The following is an 18,496-nucleotide window of genomic DNA, read 5'->3' on the forward strand; positions in this document are numbered from 1 at the left end:
CCATCTCGATCAGGAACAATTCCTTACGGGTCCGCTTGCGCTTGCCGGCGTATTCGGCGTCGGCGAAGGTCATCTGTTTCATCATCGAAAAGCTTGGCGACTGGTGTCCGGAGATTTTGCCAAATTAGGAAGTCTTTTTCAGAGTTTCCCTAGAGTTATATCGTACCGCGACAGACTCGCCTCTCCCGGCTACAAAGGGTACAAAAGGGTCGCGAGTCGGCCGCGCGCAGCCAGTCCAGTGCCCTGGCATGTTGGCTTCCGAGCCCTGATCTGTCTTGGAGATGACCACCCGCTTCTCCGGATCCATTTCACAGGCGGCCTCAATATTGCGAATTACCGTCCGACCGGCGTGTCCTCTATTCAGCTCATCCAACGCAGATGTGGTCAGTCACTTCGATTCGGATTGCCTGTCGTTTCAATATAGATTCCAGTAAAGCTAGTCGGGTTAATGCGAGGCATGGGGGGGCTCCAGTGATCATGGATAGGTTGAGTGGCTTAACGTGGAAAATAGTTCCAGCCTCAACGGACTCGCTTCAGAGAGCTACAAGGGCTGTATGTAGGGCCAGCGCTGCACATGCTTGACTTGCGCACTTAATGGCAGCAGTCAGCGAGTCTCTGGGGCGCGGTCACAAGACGCCAAAGCATGATCCTGCTTACCAAGCTCCACTGTCTCTCCGGACCTTTGGTTGATTTTCCATTCCACATAAACGGCGACATAAGCCAAAGGGGCATGGCAATTCTGAATTGCTCGGGCAGCTCAGGCACTTCAGGAACATTGGCAAAAACGAGACGATTATTAATTGCTAGATAAAGCCGAGTTTTAACATCGCTTTTGTGGGTCGCGAGTATTTCCACGGAATCCCGCAGGCGGCATCTGAAATTCCCTAAAGCCATGGCCTGCGTTCCTCGTCAGTCGATGCGCTGCGCCGGACCAGCGCTTTTCAGGCCTCACTACAGCTGAGAGCAGCAAGACAGCGAATCTTGCTGTTCTGTCCCATATCTGTCCCATGGAGCGTCCCACGGCCATTTTTTCAGACCCCAGAAACCACAAAACCCCTGAATTCCTTTCAGAATTCAGGGGTTTTGTGTTGCATCAATATGGCGGTGAAGGAGGGATTCGAACCCTCGATACAATTTCTTGTATACACACTTTCCAGGCGTGCTCCTTAAGCCACTCGGACACCTCACCGTATCTCGACGACAACGTTGTGTCTGCCGAGGCGCGCTAATGTAGTCGAAAGCTTTTCCTAACGCAAAACTTTTTTTCAGATTTTTCATGCGCTTAAGCAAATAAACGCTGATTCGCCAGTAAAAGGCCCTGGCGGGGGATGCGGCCCTTGGGCAAAGGGCCGCTTGTGGTGGAGGCGTCAGGCGCTGAAGCCGCCGTCGATGGTCAGGCTGGCACCGGTGATGTAGCCCGCTTCCGGGCCTGCGAGGTAGGCGACGAAGCTGGCGATTTCTTCGCTGGTGCCGTAGCGGGGCAGGGCCATCAGCGCTTTCAGGGTTTCGGCGAATTCGCCCTGCGCCGGGTTCATGTCGGTGTCCACCGGGCCGGGCTGGACGTTGTTGACGGTGATGCCTTGCGGACCGAGGTCGCGGGCCATGCCTTTGGTCAGGCCGATCAGCGCTGATTTGCTCATGGCGTACGTGGCGCCGCCCGCAAAGGGCATGCGGTCAGCGTTGGTGCTGCCAATGTTGATGATGCGGCCGCCTTCTTCCATATGTCGCGCGGCTTCCTGGCTGGCTATGAATACGCTGCGCACGTTGATGGCCAGGGTCTTGTCGAAGTCCTGCATGCTGAATTCATTGAGCGGCGCGATGGCCAGAATGCCGGCGTTATTGACCAGGATATCCAGCCTGCCAAGGGTCTCGGCAGTGGTCTGCACGGCCTGGCGGATGGCTTTTTCGTCGGCGCTGTCTGCGCGAATGGCCAGTGCGCGGCCGCCATTGGCGACGATGCTGTCCTGAATCTCCAGAGCGCTGACCTCGGAGCTGACGTAGGTAAACGCCACGGCAGCGCCTTCTTTGGCCAGGCGCTGGACGATGGCTGCGCCGATGCCACGTGAGCCGCCCTGCACGAGCGCTACTTTGCCGGCGAGTTTAAGGTGTTCGATCATGATGTTCTCCTTGGGGGCAGGTCTCGGACAAGCCTGAGGCTGTCGACGATTGCGACCAGAATAGACCTTGATTGCGATAGTCTTGCTGAACCAAAAGTTCGGACTGATTCATCATGGATATTCAAGACAACAGCGCGCTGATCCTGATCGACCTGCAGCAGGGCATCCATCATCCCAGGCTCGGGCGACGTAATAACCCACTGGCCGAGAGCCATGTCAGCGCTCTGCTCGATGCCTGGCGGCAATCCGGGAGGCCGGTGATTCACGTCCGGCATTTTTCGACGTCACCCGAATCAGTGTTCTGGCCGCAACAGTCAGGGGTCGAGTACCAGCCAGCGTTCGTGCCGCAAGCCGATGAGCGTGAGCTGAGCAAGCAGGTCCCCGACGCGTTTTGCGGGTCCTTTCTGGAAATGTGGTTACGCTCCGACGGGATCAGGCAGCTGGTGATCGCCGGTGTGGTCACCAACAACTCTGTCGAGTCGACCGCGCGCAGTGGCGGCAATCTGGGGTTTGACGTGCTGGTTGCGCACGATGCCTGCTTTACCTTCGATCAACAGGACTTCTTCGGAACGCCGCGCAGTGCCGAAGAAGTGCACGCGATGTCGCTGGCCAATCTGCACGGCGAGTACGCTACGGTGCTGTCGACGGCGCAGATTCTCCAGCAGGTGGCTGTCGAATAATCGCCTGACGGGCTTACTTGCGGGTTTTCTTCGGTGCAGCGGGCAATGGCGCGAACAGCGCCTGCAGGTCTTCATCGCGCAGTTTCCAGTCGCCGCTGGTGCGACCGTCGAGCACACCTGCTGCCAACGCTGATTTTTCCCGCTGCAGGCGCTGGATTTTCTCTTCCACAGTGCCGCGCGCGATCATCTTGTAGACGAACACCGGCTTATCCTGGCCGATACGGTACGCACGGTCGGTCGCCTGATTTTCCGCTGCCGGGTTCCACCACGGGTCGTAGTGGATCACCGTATCGGCGGCGGTGAGGTTGAGGCCGGTGCCGCCTGCTTTGAGGCTGATCAGGAAAATCGGCAGCTTGCCGCTCTGGAAATCGTGAATCGGCGTGCGGCGATCGCGGGTCGAGCCGGTCAGCAGGGCGTAGGCGATACCGCGTTGCTTGAGCTCTTCCTCGATCAGGCTGAGCATCGAAGTGAACTGCGAGAACAACAGAATCTTGCGACCTTCGGCCAGCAATTCTTCGAACATCTCCATCAGGCTGTTGAGCTTGCCCGAGGTGCCCTGTTTGCTGTTGACCGGCAGGTCCTGATTGACCAGGCGCAGGTCACAGCAGACCTGACGCAGCTTGAGCAGCGCTTCGAGAATGATGATCTGGCTGCGTGCCACGCCTTTGCGGGTGATTTCGTCCCTGACCTTCTTGTCCATCGCCAGGCGCACGGTTTCGTACACATCGCGCTGCGCGTCGTTGAGGTCGACCCAGTGGATGATCTCGGTCTTGGGTGGCAGTTCGGTCGCCACCTGTTCCTTGGTACGGCGCAGCAGGAATGGCTTGATGCGCGCATTGAGGTGATGCAGGCGGTCCTGGTTGCCATGCTTTTCGATGGCGGTGCGGTAGTTGCTGTTGAATTCCTTGCTGTTGCCCAGCCAGCCGGGCATCAGGAAGTGAAACAGTGACCACAGCTCGCCCAGGTGGTTTTCCAGCGGCGTACCGCTCAGGCACAGGCGCTGACGGGCGTTGAGGTTGCGTGCGGCCTGGGCGGCCTTGCTGTTGGGGTTCTTGATGTACTGGGCTTCATCGAGAATCAGCACGTGGAAGGGCTGCTTTTCGAGCAACTCCAGGTCCCGTGGTAGCAGCGCGTAGGTGGTCAGAATCAGGTCGTAATCCTGAAGGTTGCCTGCATCCTGATGGCGGTTGGCGCCATACAGTGCCAGCACTTTGAGGTCCGGGGTGAAGTGCTCGGACTCGTCCAGCCAGTTGGGGATCAGGCTGGTCGGCATGACCGCCAGTGCCGGGCGATCGAGGCGTCCGGCCTGTTTTTCCATCAGCAGGTGGGCCAGGGTCTGCAGGGTCTTGCCCAAGCCCATGTCGTCGGCCAGCACGCCGCCGACTTCCAGCTCGCGCAGCGACTGCATCCAGCTCAGGCCTTCCAGCTGATACGGGCGCAGCGTAGCGTTCAGCCCGTCGGGCAGGCTGACCGGCGCGTCCTTGATGTTGATCAGGCGTTCGGCAAAGTGACGCAGGCGGTCGCCGCCCTGCCAGGTCAGCGGCAGGTCTTCGAGCTGGGTAAGGCGTGCCGCATCGGCTTTGCTCATGCGCAGCGCGTTGTTGCCCTCCTGACGCCAGTAGAAGTCCCCCAGCGTCGCCAGTACCGGCTTGAGCCGGCCGTAGGGCAGGGCGATCTGTACCGGGCTGCCGCCGCTTTGCGTGAAGTGGTTGAGCTGCACCAGCAGTTGTTCTTCGTCCCCGCGCTTGGCCACGGCTGATGGGCTCATCAGTTCGGGATGGCTGCGGATCAGGTTGATCAGGATCGGCAACAGGCTCAGGCGTTCGCCGTTGACGATGATGCCCAATTCCAGATCGAACCAGTCGCGTTCGTTCTCTTCATCGATGACCGCGTACCAGTCTTCCACCGGCGTGACGTCGAAGCCGAACTCTTCCTGAATGTCGATTTCCCAGCCTTGCTCGCGCAGCCGCGGCAGGTCATCGAGGACAAAATGCAGCCAGGCCTTGTCGTTGGGCAGTTCGTACATGTCACCGGCGCTGTCGGGCAGTGCCTTGCTTTGCCGGGTGGCGACCTTGAAACCCAGATCGGCCAGTTCCTGGCGCAACTGCCGCTCCCGTTCGCCCTGACGACGGATGCGCAGGGTTTCGGTGTCGGTGTGTTCGATGATGTCGCTTTTCTGGTTCACCAGATCGCTGCCCAGCGAACTGACCAGAATGCTGACGTTGGTGGTGCCGACCGCGTAATGCTTGCCGTAGGCAAAGGCCAGCGCGGCACGGTGCTGGATGTGTCGCTGCATACGCCCGTTGCGCGGCTCGTAGGCACTGAACTCGATGCTGGCCAGAATCAGCCTGGGCCGTGGCTGCAGGTCATCGATCAGGCGCTCCGGCAACCTGGGCTTTTGTTCGACAGGCTTTTCCATCTCTTGCTGGTGCGAGGCCAGCGCGGCCTGCAGCAGCGGACGGTTGTGCGGGTCCTGCAGAAACAGCAGGGCGGCCACGCAGTGTTTGCAGTCGTTGCGAACCGGGCAGGTGCATTTGCAGGTCAGGTAGTTCTTGTAGCGATCGGGGTCCTTGAACAGCAGCGTCTGGGTGTAGATTTCCAGGCCCGAGCCCCGACAGGCGGTGCGGATGATCTGCGGGCTGGAGTCTTCCAGCACGATGCGTTTTTGCCGGGCGTAGTCGCGCCCTCGCTCAAGCGTTCGCTCGTGGAATAGGTCTGTCCAGGCCGCAGCCAGGACTTTTTCGAGAATGGACGACAAGTTTTAAAAAGCCCTACGCCGCAGCGATGCTCAAAAAGAAAGGGGACGCTTGGGCGTCCCTTGCGTACGTAAAGATCAAAGAGGAGAAACCTTGATCAGCAACGCGAGGTTGCCATTGTCCAGATAGGTCAGCTCACCGTTCTTTACCCTGGCAGTCTGCTTCAATCGTTCACTGCTGATGACCACGCCATGCGGGTCCAGCTGGTTGACCCAGAATTGTGCACCAATATCGGTGAAGCGTGCCATCGCCAGACTCACGGTACCCTCGATCGGGAAATGCCCAAGCCGCTCTTCACCACTGGTGATGGCGACCTTGCCCGGTTCGGTGCCGATGCTCTGCTGCCAGGCGCGCTGCATCAGTACTTCATAGTGGCCGCTGCCTTGCAGTTTGCTCGCCAGATCATTGAGCGCGGGGCTTCGTTCATCGTTCGCGTCGATCTTCTGTGCGCCCTTGTCCCAGTTTTCCGGTACAAGCTGGCGGGTCGAGGCCGGCTCGCCGTTCTGGCGAAACAGCAGAATCTCGACCTGATACAGGCCATCGGCGAACGCGGCCGGCGCGATCAGCGTCAGCAGCAGGATCAATGAACGAAACAGAAGCATGCGTGAATCCTTCAAGCAGTTTTCGGGGTCAGGCGCTCAAGCAGCGCTTCGATCGTGTTGAAGCGCTCTTCCGGGCGCTCCATGGGAACCATGAATTTGAACAGCGTGGCGCCTTCGAACTTGTAGCGGTTGGGCTGGCTCTGGATCAGCTTGATCAGGGTCAAAGGATCAACCGGCGTCTCGGCCGCGAACTCGATACGGCCACCTTGCGGGCCACCGTCGATTTTCCGGATGCCCAGCTGTTCGGCGTGCAGTTTGAGCAGCGTGATACGCACCAGATTCTTGGTCGGTTCCGGCAGCAGGCCGAAGCGGTCGATCATTTCGACCTGCAGGTCCTTCAGTGCTTCTTCGTCAGCAGCGTTGGCAATGCGCTTGTAGAGAATCAGGCGCGTGTGCACATCCGGCAGGTAGGCTTCGGGGATCAAGGCCGGCACGCGCAGGTTGATTTCCGGTCCGCCGCCCAGTGGCTGATCGAGATTGGGCTGTTCGCCCTTGCGAATCGACTTCACCGCGCGCTCGAGCATTTCCATGTACAGGGTAAAGCCCACCGCCTGGATCTGGCCGCTCTGGCCGTCCCCGAGCAGTTCGCCTGCGCCACGGATCTCCAGGTCATTGGTGGCGAGCACGAAGCCCGCGCCAAGGTCCTGAGTATTGGCAATCGCTTCCAGACGCTTTTCGGCGTCGTGGGTAATCTGTTTGCGTGGCGGGGTCAGCAGGTAGGCGTAAGCCTGGTGGTGACTGCGCCCGACACGACCGCGCAACTGGTGCAACTGGGCCAGACCGAACTTGTCGGCGCGCTCGATGATGATGGTGTTGGCGCTCGGCACGTCGATGCCGGTCTCGATGATGGTCGAGGCGATCAGCACATTGAAGCGCTTGTGGTAGAAGTCGCTCATCACCTGTTCGAGTTCGCGCTCGCGCATCTGCCCGTGGCCGATGCCGATACGCGCTTCCGGCACCAGCTCGGCCAGATCGGCGGCGCATTTCTCGATGGTCTTGACGTCGTTGTGCAGGTAATAGACCTGGCCGCCGCGCAACAGCTCACGCAGCAGGGCTTCCTTGATGGTCGGCTTGTTCTGCTCCATCACGAAAGTGCGCACCGACAGCCTGCGCGCCGGTGGCGTAGCGATGATCGACAGGTCGCGCATGCCCGACACGGCCATGTTCAGGGTGCGCGGGATCGGCGTTGCGGTCAGGGTCAGAATATCGACCTCGCTGCGCAGCGCCTTGAGCTGTTCTTTCTGGCGCACGCCAAACCGGTGTTCTTCGTCGATGATCACCAAGCCGAGGTTCTTGATCTTGACGTCATCCTGCAACAGCTTGTGCGTCCCGATGACGATGTCGATCTTGCCCTCGGCCAGATCGGCAACTGCGGCGCTGACTTCCTTGGCCGACTTGAAGCGGCTCATCACCTCGACGGTCACCGGCCAGTCGGCGAAACGGTCGCGGAAACTGTTGTAGTGCTGCTGCGCGAGCAGGGTGGTCGGCACCAGAATGGCCACCTGACGCCCGCCATGCACGGCGATGAAAGCGGCACGCATGGCCACTTCGGTCTTGCCGAAACCCACGTCGCCACAGACCAGACGATCCATCGGCTTGGGCGCCAGCATGTCGGCGCGCACGGCGTCGATGGTGGTCTGCTGATCCGGTGTCTCTTCGAACGGGAAGCCTGCGCTGAAGGTCGCGTAATCGGCTTTCGGGTCGGCAAACGCATAGCCTTCGCGGGCCGCGCGACGCGCGTAGATATCCAGCAGTTCGGCGGCCACGTCACGGACCTGCTCGGCAGCCTTGCGTTTGGCTTTCTGCCAGGTTTCCGAGCCCAGGCGGTGCAGCGGCGCGGTTTCGTCGTCGCTGCCGGTGTAACGCGCAATCAGGTGCAGGTTGGCGACGGGTACGTACAGCTTGGCGTCTTCGGCGTAGGCCAGCATCAGGAATTCGGCGACCTGGTTTTCGACTTCCAGGGTCGCGAGCCCGAGATAACGACCCACGCCGTGATCGATGTGCACCACCGGCGCGCCTTCGCGCAGCTCGGTGAGGTTCTTGATGACCGCATCGTTGTTGCCGCCGTCGGTGCGCTTTTCGCGGCGACGGCGTTGCATGACGCGCTGGCCGAACAGCGGGCTTTCTGCGATCAGCGCCAGGGCTGGTTGTTCCAGCAGCAGGCCTTCGTCAAGCGGTGCGATGGTGATTGCCAGTCGGTCCTTGCCGTCGACGAAATCCAGCCAGCTGTCGACGGTTTTGGGGCGCAGCTTGAGGCGTTCGAGCAGTTCCAGCAGCACTTCCCGGCGTCCGGCGGACTCGGCGGTGAACAGCACGCGACCGGGGAAGTCATCCAGAAAATTCGACAGGGCCGCCAGTGGTTGAGTGGCCTTGGCTTCGATGGACAGGTCCGGCAGGGACTGCGCCGGGAAGCGCTCGCGTCCGGCACCGGCGTCGACATCCTGCTGGCTGGCGACCACGCGCGGCCAGTTTTTCAGGCGCGCGAAACAGTCTTCTACCGGTAGAAACAATTCTGCGGGCGGCAGCAGCGGCCGGGCAGGGTCGACGCGGCGTTCTTCATAGCGGTTGCGCACGTCGTTCCAGAAGTTCTCGGCAGCCTGCTCAATGCCCGGCAGGGAAAACACCTGGGTGTCCTGCGGCAGGTAATCGAACAGCGTCGAGGTTTCCTCGAAGAACAGCGGGATGTAGTACTCGATGCCGGCAGGCGTGATGCCGCTGCTCAAGTCCTGGAAAATCGGGCTGCGTCGGAAGTCCACATCGAAGCGCTCGCGAAAGCGCGCCTTGAAGCGTGTGACTTCTTCCTTCTGTAACGGGAATTCACGGGCAGGCAACAGGCGCACCGACTCGACCTTGTCGATGGAGCGCTGGGTGTCCGGATCGAAGGTGCGCAGCGTTTCGATTTCATCGTCGAACAGGTCGATCCGAAACGGCAGCTTGCTGCCCATCGGGAACAGATCGATCAGCGCCCCGCGCACGGTGAACTCGCCGTGTTCGTAGACCGTATCCACATACCGGTAGCCGCTGGCTTCCAGGCGCGTACGCATGGCTTCCACATCGAGCTTCTGGCCGACATCCAGCACCAGGCTGCTGCCGAGCAGAAATTTGGTCGGCGCCAGTCTATGTAGGGCGGTGGTGATGGGAACTACCAAAACGCCATGCTCCAGTTCCGGCAGGCGATAGAGGCTGGCAATACGCTGGGAAATGATGTCCTGGTGCGGCGAAAACAGGTCGTAGGGCAGGGTTTCCCAGTCCGGGAAGTGCAGAACCGGCAGCGTAGGTGCAAAAAACTTCAGCTCTTGCTCGAGCCGCTCGGCGCTTTGGCTGTCGGCGGTCAGCAGCAGGGTGAAGCGCTTGGCCGCGCTGGCGGCTTCGGCAATGGCCAGGCTCAGTGTGGCACCGGGAAGATTGCCCCAGTGTTGTTTGCCTGCAGCGGCAGAAAGATGCGGTAGACGCAGAACTGGCACGGGAAGGTCGGGCTCCAGGCGTTGCAACAGGGGCGGCGATTGTAACGGGGGAAGGTGGTGGCTGTCAGTTTTCCGGAGTATTACCGAGTATTTACGGGCGAAAATTATGTAGTGCGCGTCGATATGACAGCCGTGCATTGCTCATAAACAAAGGCGCGGTCATAATGTAGCCCCTTTTTTCAGCCCCTACATGTGGAAGGTTCCCGTGACTCAGAAGCCCGACCAGTGTCTTGGTGAATGGATTGATCGTGAAGCTCTCGCCGAAGCGATGATCCCGCTCATCGGTCAGCTCTACCGCAATAATAATGTGGTGAGCTCGATCTATGGCCGTAGCCTGATCAACCGTTCAGTCATCGCGATTCTCAAAGCTCACCGCTTTGCGCGTCATCGTCAGTCCGATGCGGTTGAGTTGTCCGTACACGAGACGTTCCCGCTGATCAAAGCGATGAGCGAGCTCAAGCTGGGTGCCGCTTCGGTGGACCTGGGCAAGCTGGCGGTGAAGTTCAAGACCGAAGGCAATGGCCGCACGCCAGAGCAGTTCGTCCGTGAAGAACTGGCCAGTGTAGTGGGTCAGCAGGGCGCCAGCCCACGCAAGGGCACCGACGTCGTGCTGTACGGTTTCGGTCGTATCGGTCGCCTGCTGGCGCGGATCCTGATCGAGAAGACCGGTGGTGGCGACGGCCTGCGTCTGCGCGCCATCGTGGTCCGCAAGGGCGCGGAAAACGATCTGGTCAAGCGCGCCAGCCTGCTGCGCCGTGACTCGGTTCACGGTCCGTTCGATGGCACCATCACCATCGACGAAGCCAACAGCACGCTCACCGCCAACGGCAACCTGATTCAGGTGATCTACGCCAAGAACCCGTCCGAGGTGGATTACACCCAGTACGGTATCAAGGACGCTCTGCTGGTGGACAACACCGGTGTATGGCGTGATGCCGAAGGTCTGGGTCAGCATCTGGCCTGCCCGGGCATCGACCGCGTGGTCCTGACCGCGCCGGGCAAAGGCAAGCTGAAGAACATCGTGCACGGTATCAACCACGGTGAAATCACTGCGGACGACAAGATCGTCTCGGCGGCATCCTGCACCACCAACGCCATCGTGCCGGTGCTCAAGGCGGTCAACGACAAGTTCGGCATCACCAACGGTCACGTCGAAACGGTTCACTCGTACACCAACGACCAGAACCTGATCGACAACTTCCACAAGGGCGATCGTCGCGGCCGTAGCGCCGCGTTGAACATGGTCATCACCGAAACCGGTGCGGCCACCGCTGCTGCCAAGGCATTGCCCGAGCTGGCCGGCAAGCTGACCGGCAACGCGATTCGTGTTCCGACGCCGAACGTGTCCATGGCCATTCTCAACCTCAACCTCGAGAAGCAGACCACTCGCGAAGAAATGAACGAGTACCTGCGCTACATGGCGCTGCACTCGGACCTGCACAAGCAGATCGACTTCGTGAACTCGCAGGAAGTGGTCTCCACGGACTTCGTTGGCTCGCGTCACGCCGGTGTCGTGGATGCCGAAGCCACCATCGTCAACGACAACCGCGTTGTGCTGTATGTCTGGTACGACAACGAATTCGGTTACAGCCATCAGGTGGTTCGCGTGATGGAAGACATGGCAGACGTCAATCCGCCAGCTTTTCCGCAGTAAACGTTGAACGCTTAAGCTGCCCGGTCTGACCGGGACAGCAGATAAACGGGCCGAACCCTGCGCAGGCAGGCTTCGGCCCGTTTTGTTTTGTGGCTGACCATGAGAATCTGTCACGCGCAGATTTTCTGGACGATGGAGTCACCAAGGATGAGCAGTTCGGCCCTGGACGGTTCGCAACACCCCCTCAAAAGCAGCTTCTTCCTGCTGTTTCTGACGATCTTCATCCCCTTTGGGCTGGGGCATTTCGTTTCCTACCTGTTTCGCACCGTCAACGCAGTGATTTACGTCGACCTGCAAGCCGACCTGAGTTTGCCCGCGAGCAGCCTGGGGTTGTTGACTGGCGTGTATTTTCTGACCTTCGCGGCGGCGCAGATTCCGCTTGGCGTGATGCTGGACCGCTATGGGCCACGCAGCGTGCAGGCGCCGATGCTGCTGTTCGCGGTCGCCGGTTCGGTCATTTTCAGTATTTCCAGCACCGAGACAGGGCTGTTGATCGGGCGAGGGCTGATTGGCCTGGGAGTAGCGGGCTCGCTGATGAGTGCGATCAAGGCGTGTGCCATCTGGTTGCCGGTTGAGCGTTTGCCACTGAGTACTGCCTGCCTGCTGTCGATCGGCGGGCTGGGCGCGATGGCGTCGACCACGCCATTGCATGCGTTGCTGAGCTGGTTAACCTGGCGAGAAGCGTTTCTGGTTCTGGCGCTGCTGACCTTTTGTGTGGCGGTGGTCATACACCTCAGCGTCCCCAAGACCTACGAGAGCAAAAACACTCGCTACGCCGACATGTTTGCCGCTGTCGGCAAGCTGTACGCGTCGTGGACATTCTGGCGTCTGGCGTTGTATTCGGTGTTCGCGCATGCCATCTACATGTCGGTGCTGTCATTGTGGATGGGGCCGTGGTTGCGCGATATGGCCGGCCTGAGTGATTCCGCTATGGCCAATGTGCTGTTGTTCGGAGCCATCGCGATGGTGGCAGGGGCTCTGACGTTCGGCGCGATCACCGATTACCTGCGCAGGTTCGGCGTACAGCCGATCATGATCTGCGGCACCGGTATGCTGATCTTCATCGGCTTTCAGGTGCTGATGGCCAGCGGCTTGCCGGTATCGCCTTACCTGATTGCCATGGGCTTCAGCTTCTTTGGCACCTCGACGACCATGAACTACGCCATTGTGGCGCAATCGGTGTCGCCGGAGCTGGCGGGCAGGGTCAGTTCCTCGTTCAATCTGGTGGTGTTCGTGCTGGCGTTTTTCCTGCAGTGGCTGATGGGAGCAGTACTTAATCTGTGGCCAGCGCCCCAGGGTGCCGGTCACCCGCTTGAGGCTTATCAGTGGTCGTTGGGCCTCATGATTGCGCTGCAATTGCTTGGCGTGCTGCTCTGGCTCAGCTTTCGGCCCTGGAAACGCAAGGTCTGAAAACGCAAAACCCCGGCCGAGAGACTCTCGAGCCGGGGTTTTCTTTTTGCAATGCCGCGATCAATCAGCTGGCGGAAGCCGCGACGGGCGCTTCAAGCTTCTGTCCACCCTTGCGGAACAGTATCAGCGTTGCAACCAGACCCAGCACCGCTGCGCCGGTCAGCCAGATACCTGGCGCTGCCTTGTTGTCCAGTACGTGAATCAGGTAAGTACAGGCCGCCGGGGTAAAACCACCGAAGGTTGCAGTCGCCAAGCTGTAGGCCAGCGAGAAGCCGGTGGTGCGGACGTCGACCGGCATGATCTCGGTCAGCGCCACAACCATTGCCCCGTTGTAGGAGCCATACAGGAACGACAGCCACAACTCGACCATCAGCAGGTTGCCGAAGCTCGGGTGCGCAACCAGCCACGACAGGGCAGGGTAGGCAGTGGCGATTGCCAGTACAGTCGCCGCAATCAGCAGCGGCTTGCGGCCGATGCGGTCCGAGAACGAGCCCATGATCGGCAGCCAGATGAAGTTGGACACACCAACGCAGACCGTCACCAGCAGGCTTTCAAGGTCTGTCAGGTTCAACTCGTTCTTGCCGAACGTCGGGGTGTAAGCGGTGATCAGGTAGAACGTCACGGTGGTCATGACCACCAGCGCCATGCCGCCCAGCACCAGACCGAAGTTCTGGCCGATAGAGCGCACCACTTCACTCAGCGTCGGGCGATGCGTGCGGGCTTCGAACTCTGGGGACTCTTCCAGCGAGCGACGGATGATGAAGATGGCCGGCACGATCAGGCAGCCGATCAGGAACGGCACGCGCCAGCCCCATTCACCCATCTGCTCCGGGCTCAGCCAGTGGTTGAGACCCACGCCCAGCAAGCCGGCGAAGACCACGGCGGCCTGTTGGCTGGCGGACTGCCAGCTGACGAAGAAGCCTTTGCGACCCGGCGTCGAGATTTCAGCCAGGTACACCGAAACACCACCCAGTTCCACACCTGCCGAGAAACCTTGCAGCAAACGACCGAGCAGCACCAGCAAAGGGGCGATGACGCCCAATGTGGAGTAGCCCGGCACGCAGGCAATCAACAGAGTGCCCATTGCCATCATCGCGAGGGTGATAATCAGCCCTTTGCGACGCCCGTGACGGTCGATGTAGGCACCGAGAAAGATTGCGCCCAGCGGACGCATCAGGAAGCCTGCGCCGAAGGTCGCCAGCGACAGCATCAACGAAGCGAAAGCGCTGTCGGAAGGGAAGAAGGTTTTCGCGATGGCCGTGGCATAGAAGCCGTAGACCATGAAATCGAACATCTCGAGGAAGTTACCGCTGACAACGCGAAAGATCGCTTTGCCCTTACTTGTTGTGGAGGCCATTTAGTTACTCGCTCAGGCTCGTCGGCTTGGAGTCCGTTGTCGTTTTTATCCCGTTCGCATCGCCATTTCGTGTGTGCAACTGGCGATGCGCACTTGTAACAGTATGTGTAACAGGGCTCAAAGACAACCGTTTCGGCGATTTGCTATCAGTTAACTGACGCTTGACAGGTCAAGACAATTGAGAACGTGCGGCGTGTCGTTTTGATGAAACTTGATGAATAGACCGGGCGCGCAGGGAGCATTAATGGCCCTCGACCACTCAATATGAGGGTCGGCCTTGTATCGGGACGGTTCACTGGGTGTCAGAGCAGGTTATGGACGCTTTTCTGGCTTGTTCGCCAATGGCAGCAAGTCACTCTGAAGGTTTTTATAGTGCGGGGCATGGGTTTGCGTAGGTTTGGCAAGGTTGCAGGGTGCCTCGTGTTGCTGGTGTGCAGTGGTTGTGGTCAGGAACGCAAGCTGGAAAGCTTTGGCGGGCCGACCATGGGCAGTCATTATTCCGTGGTGTATGCGCGCGCTTCCGGGCAGCCGGAGCCTGGGGCTGTGCGTCCCGAGGTCGAAGCGATTCTGGACGAGGTCGATCAGCAGATGTCGCTCTGGCGCGCGGATTCGGATATCGAGCGCTTCAATGCGTTGCCTGCCAATAGCTGCCAGGTGATGCCGGAACCGGTCTTGAAACTGATCGGCGTGGGCGAACAGTTGGCGCAGGAGAGCGACGGAGCCTTCGATCTGACGGTCAAGCCGTTGATGGACCTGTGGGGGTTGGGGCCTCATACGCTGTTCGAGCAGATGCCGCTGGTGCGGCAACTGGCCCGGACTCAGGCGCTGGTCGGTTATCGCAACCTGCGCATCGTCGGCGACCGGTTGTGCAAGAGTGCCGCCGTGCAAGTGGACCTCAACAGCATCGCCGCCGGCTATGCGGTCGATCGGATCAGCGAACGGATGGACGCGCTCGGCTTGCACGATTATCTGGTGCAGGCCACGGGTGAACTGAAAGTCAGCGGGCTCAAGCCCGACGGCTCGCCCTGGCGGGTGACCCTGGACGCGCCGCTCGATGATGGCACTGTCACGCAAAAAGTGTTTCCGCTGAAAGGCTACGCCGTGTCTACGTCGGGCGACTATCGTCGCTACGTCGACCATGCCGGGTGGCGCATTTCCGATACGCTCGATGCCTTGAGCGGTAAGCCGATCAGCCACAGTCTGGCGTCGGTGACGGTCATTCATCCCTCGGCGCTGATGGCTGACGGTCTGTCTTCCCTGCTGTTGATTCTCGGCCCGCAGCGCGGTTGGGATTATGCGCAAGAACATAAAATCCCTGCTTTTTTTGTGATTCGTGCCGATAAGCGCTTTATCATCCGCAGCAACGCGTCGTTTGATCATCTGGTTGTGCAGCAGCCGCGGTAATTCAGCGGGCCGGATCATCCGGTCAGTTGCGCCATGTGCAGACAAAAATTGGCCTTCGACGCGACCAAGGGTTAATGTTCGCCGCCTCGGTGCAGCGCTAGACTGCGCCGCGTGATTTAGCCAGAGATGCCAGAGTGGCGCCTCGGTCTGTTTAAAGGAGTACGCATGGCTGTCTACAACTACGACGTAGTGGTACTGGGTTCCGGCCCTGCCGGAGAAGGCGCGGCAATGAACGCCGCCAAGGCGGGGCGCAAGGTCGCCATGGTCGACAGCCGTCGGCAAGTGGGCGGTAACTGCACCCATTTGGGCACCATTCCGTCCAAGGCCCTGCGTCACTCGGTCAAGCAGATCATTCAGTTCAACACCAACCCGATGTTTCGTGCCATCGGCGAGCCGCGCTGGTTTTCGTTTCCGGATGTGTTGAAAAACGCTGAAATGGTCATCTCCAAGCAAGTGGCCTCGCGCACCAGTTACTACGCCCGCAACCGCGTCGACGTGTTCTTCGGCACCGGCAGTTTTGCCGACGAGACCAGCATCAACGTGGTCTGCACCAACGGTGTGGTGGAAAAGCTGGTGGCCAACCAGATCATCATCGCCACCGGTTCGCGCCCCTATCGGCCGGCCGACATCGATTTCAGTCACAAGCGCATCTACGACAGCGACACCATCCTCAGCCTGGGCCATACCCCGCGCAAGCTGATCATTTATGGCGCCGGTGTGATCGGCTGCGAATACGCCTCGATCTTCAGCGGCCTTGGCGTGCTGGTCGAACTGGTGGATAACCGTGACCAGTTGCTGAGCTTCCTGGATTCGGAAATCTCCCAGGCGCTGAGCTATCACTTCAGCAACAACAACGTGATGGTTCGCCACAACGAAGAATACGAGAAGGTCGAAGGCCTGGATAACGGCGTTATCCTGCACCTCAAGTCCGGCAAGAAGATCAAGGCCGATGCCTTGCTGTGGTGCAACGGCCGTACCGGCAACACCGACAAGCTGGGTCTTGAGAACATTGGTCTGAAAGCCAATGGTCGTGGTCAGATCGAAGTGGACGAGACCTACCGCACCAGCGTTTCCAACGTCTACGGCGCAGGCGATGTGATTGGCTGGCCAAGCCTGGCCAGTGCTGCTTACGACCAGGGTCGTTCGGCCGCGGGCAGCATGGTCGACAATGGCAGCTGGCGTTATGTCAACGATGTGCCGACCGGGATCTACACCATTCCCGAGATCAGCTCGATCGGCAAGAACGAACACGAACTGACGCAGGCCAAGGTGCCTTACGAGGTGGGCAAGGCGTTCTTCAAGGGCATGGCGCGCGCGCAGATTTCCGGTGAGCGGGTCGGGATGCTGAAGATCCTGTTCCACCGCGAGACGCTCGAGGTGCTGGGCGTGCATTGCTTCGGCGACCAGGCGTCCGAGATCGTGCACATCGGTCAGGCAATCATGAGCCAGCCGGGTGAAGCGAACACCATGAAGTACTTCGTCAACACCACGTTCAACTACCCGACCATGGCCGAAGCCTATCGGGTAGCCGCATACGACGGCCTCAACCGGCTTTTTTAAGCGACTCCGGCCGGTGGCCTGAGCCGGCCGGGGAGACCGATTTCAGTGATTCCCGAGCGTGGCGGTGGCCAAACCGGGAAAGTCTGTAATCAGGCTGTCGACGCCGAAATCAGCGAGCCTGCGCATCAGTGCAGGCTCGTTGACTGTCCATACCGACACATGCAGGCCCTGACGCTGTGCTTTCTGCAGGCGCTCCGGGGTACACAGTGTCCAGTTCAATGCCAGAATTTCACAGCCGTAGCTCTGGGCGACCTTCAACGGGTCGAGCCAGGCGTACTCGGCTACCAGCCCGCGCGAGATGTCCGGCGTCAGGTCCAGAGCGGCGCGCAGCACTTCGCGTGAGCTGGAGGTGATCGTCACCTTGTCCAGCAAGCCATGGCGCTGAGCCATTTCACGAATCGCCAGCACGGTATTGGCGGCGCGAGTGCGTGAGGCGCTTTTGACTTCCAACTGCCAGTGCTCGAAAGCGCATTGTTCGAAGAGTTCTTCCAGGCGTGGAATCGGGCACGGCGAGACCCAGCCGGGGCCACCCTTGCGCGCGTCATAGGTCACCAGGTCGGCGGCGAGGTGTTCATTGACCTTGCCGCGCCGGTCGGTGGTGCGTTTGAGGGTCGGGTCATGAATGACCATCAACTCTCCATCCTTTGAAAGATGCAGGTCCAGTTCACAGCGGCGCACGCCGTGCTTGAGGCATTCCTGAAAGCTGGTCAGGGTATTTTCCGGTGCTTCGCCCTTGGCGCCGCGGTGGCCGTAGATAAGGGTCACGTTTACTCCTGGCTACTGATAGTGATAAAGGGGCCGGGCGTTCAATTTCCGGAGGGCTGGCCTTGTTCCAGCGCCTGACGCCGCTGCTGAGCCTGACGCTGCAATACATGGCGGGCGAGTAACTGGCGCTGCGCATCCGGGAGATTGACGAACTCGGTACTGATATAGAAATTGCCGTCGGCCAGCGTGTCGCATTGCGAAACCCTGGCGCGCAGCATCAGACCCGCGGCCTGGGGCATGAGCACCATCTTGATCGACAGTTGTTCGCCGACGGCAAAAGCCTGTTGCGAATTGAACTGAATCCCGCCTTCAGACAGCTTGACCGGCTGAGGCGCGCCCAGCTTGCCCAGTGCGGTGTGGGCAACCACTTCGCCCAGCAGGTCGATGCGCTTGCTCAGCGACTTGAGAAAACTGTTCAGCACCCGGTCGCGCTCGTCGAGCTGGCGCATCAGATGCTGCGACTCGAACTCGCTGACATGCAGCTCGCTGAGCAGGTCGAACAGCGTCGAGGTGTCCTGCATGGCATCCTGGCTTGCCTGGTCGGCGGCAGACAGGGGGTTAATTTCCAGTGCGACGCTGTCGTCGATACGGTAGTATTCGCGGCGTCCTGCTTCATCTAATGTCGACATGGCGAACCCAAGCTAGCGGCGGTGGTCAGAGAGTTTCGAGTGTAAAGCTGCACGTCAAGGCCCGCCACACGGACGTCCTCATTCCTGCGAACAAATTC

Annotated in this window: 12 protein-coding genes and 1 tRNA gene; 5 read left to right on the forward strand and 8 right to left on the reverse strand. The window is 59.9% G+C overall.

Features of this window, described 5'->3' with window-relative positions; translation table 11 throughout:
• Positions 1-1,099 precede the first annotated feature (1,099 nt).
• Positions 1,100-1,189, reverse strand: a tRNA-Ser gene (locus KBY02_RS20225).
• Positions 1,190-1,367: 178 nt separating this feature from the next.
• Positions 1,368-2,117, reverse strand: a complete 750-nt coding sequence (locus KBY02_RS20230; protein WP_003315093.1) for a 3-oxoacyl-ACP reductase family protein — start codon at positions 2,115-2,117, stop codon at positions 1,368-1,370.
• Positions 2,118-2,230: 113 nt separating this feature from the next.
• Between KBY02_RS20230 and KBY02_RS20235 the strand changes: the two genes are divergently transcribed.
• Positions 2,231-2,797, forward strand: coding sequence for a cysteine hydrolase family protein (locus KBY02_RS20235; RefSeq protein WP_225650711.1), 567 nt, complete (start codon positions 2,231-2,233; stop codon positions 2,795-2,797).
• A gap of 13 nt (positions 2,798-2,810) precedes the next feature.
• On the opposite strand, the gene KBY02_RS20240 is transcribed toward KBY02_RS20235, so the two are convergent.
• The 3 genes from KBY02_RS20240 to mfd form a co-directional block, all read right to left on the reverse strand.
• Entirely contained in the window at positions 2,811-5,555 is a 2,745-nt protein-coding gene (locus KBY02_RS20240; protein ID WP_225650712.1) for a DEAD/DEAH box helicase, read from the reverse strand.
• A gap of 75 nt (positions 5,556-5,630) precedes the next feature.
• Positions 5,631-6,155, reverse strand: coding sequence for a CsiV family protein (locus tag KBY02_RS20245; protein ID WP_003405718.1), 525 nt, complete (start codon positions 6,153-6,155; stop codon positions 5,631-5,633).
• Positions 6,156-6,166: 11 nt separating this feature from the next.
• On the reverse strand, positions 6,167-9,619 hold the full coding sequence (mfd, locus tag KBY02_RS20250) for a transcription-repair coupling factor (RefSeq protein ID WP_004410256.1): 3,453 nt from the start codon (positions 9,617-9,619) through the stop codon (positions 6,167-6,169).
• 190 nt (positions 9,620-9,809) lie between these two features.
• Between mfd and KBY02_RS20255 the strand changes: the two genes are divergently transcribed.
• Together KBY02_RS20255 and KBY02_RS20260 are read left to right on the forward strand one after the other, a co-directional pair.
• Positions 9,810-11,273, forward strand: a complete 1,464-nt coding sequence (locus KBY02_RS20255; RefSeq protein ID WP_024640601.1) for a glyceraldehyde-3-phosphate dehydrogenase — start codon at positions 9,810-9,812, stop codon at positions 11,271-11,273.
• Positions 11,274-11,420: 147 nt separating this feature from the next.
• Positions 11,421-12,683, forward strand: coding sequence for an MFS transporter (locus KBY02_RS20260; RefSeq protein WP_225650713.1), 1,263 nt, complete (start codon positions 11,421-11,423; stop codon positions 12,681-12,683).
• 64 nt (positions 12,684-12,747) lie between these two features.
• Here the strand turns inward: KBY02_RS20260 and KBY02_RS20265 are convergent, their stop codons facing one another.
• A complete protein-coding gene (locus tag KBY02_RS20265; RefSeq protein WP_003405709.1) occupies positions 12,748-14,040 on the reverse strand; it encodes an MFS transporter in 1,293 nt (430 codons plus the stop codon).
• 381 nt (positions 14,041-14,421) lie between these two features.
• On the opposite strand from KBY02_RS20265, the gene KBY02_RS20270 reads away from it, so the two are divergent.
• Positions 14,422-15,444 carry an FAD:protein FMN transferase gene (locus KBY02_RS20270; RefSeq protein WP_162496682.1) on the forward strand — a complete coding sequence of 341 codons (1,023 nt, stop codon included), beginning with the start codon at positions 14,422-14,424 and terminating at the stop codon, positions 15,442-15,444.
• 165 nt (positions 15,445-15,609) lie between these two features.
• Positions 15,610-17,004, forward strand: a complete 1,395-nt coding sequence (sthA, locus tag KBY02_RS20275; protein WP_003436620.1) for a Si-specific NAD(P)(+) transhydrogenase — start codon at positions 15,610-15,612, stop codon at positions 17,002-17,004.
• Between the two features lie 42 nt (positions 17,005-17,046).
• On the opposite strand, the gene KBY02_RS20280 is transcribed toward sthA, so the two are convergent.
• Together KBY02_RS20280 and KBY02_RS20285 are read right to left on the reverse strand one after the other, a co-directional pair.
• Positions 17,047-17,769: a glycerophosphodiester phosphodiesterase gene (locus tag KBY02_RS20280; RefSeq protein ID WP_003405702.1), complete on the reverse strand. Its 723-nt coding sequence runs from the start codon at positions 17,767-17,769 to the stop codon at positions 17,047-17,049.
• Positions 17,770-17,810: 41 nt separating this feature from the next.
• Positions 17,811-18,398 carry a PilZ domain-containing protein gene (locus KBY02_RS20285; RefSeq protein WP_003405698.1) on the reverse strand — a complete coding sequence of 196 codons (588 nt, stop codon included), beginning with the start codon at positions 18,396-18,398 and terminating at the stop codon, positions 17,811-17,813.
• Positions 18,399-18,496 lie beyond the last annotated feature (98 nt).

The organism is Pseudomonas sp. P129, from assembly GCF_020312195.1.
GTDB classification, from domain to species: domain Bacteria; phylum Pseudomonadota; class Gammaproteobacteria; order Pseudomonadales; family Pseudomonadaceae; genus Aquipseudomonas; species Aquipseudomonas fragariae.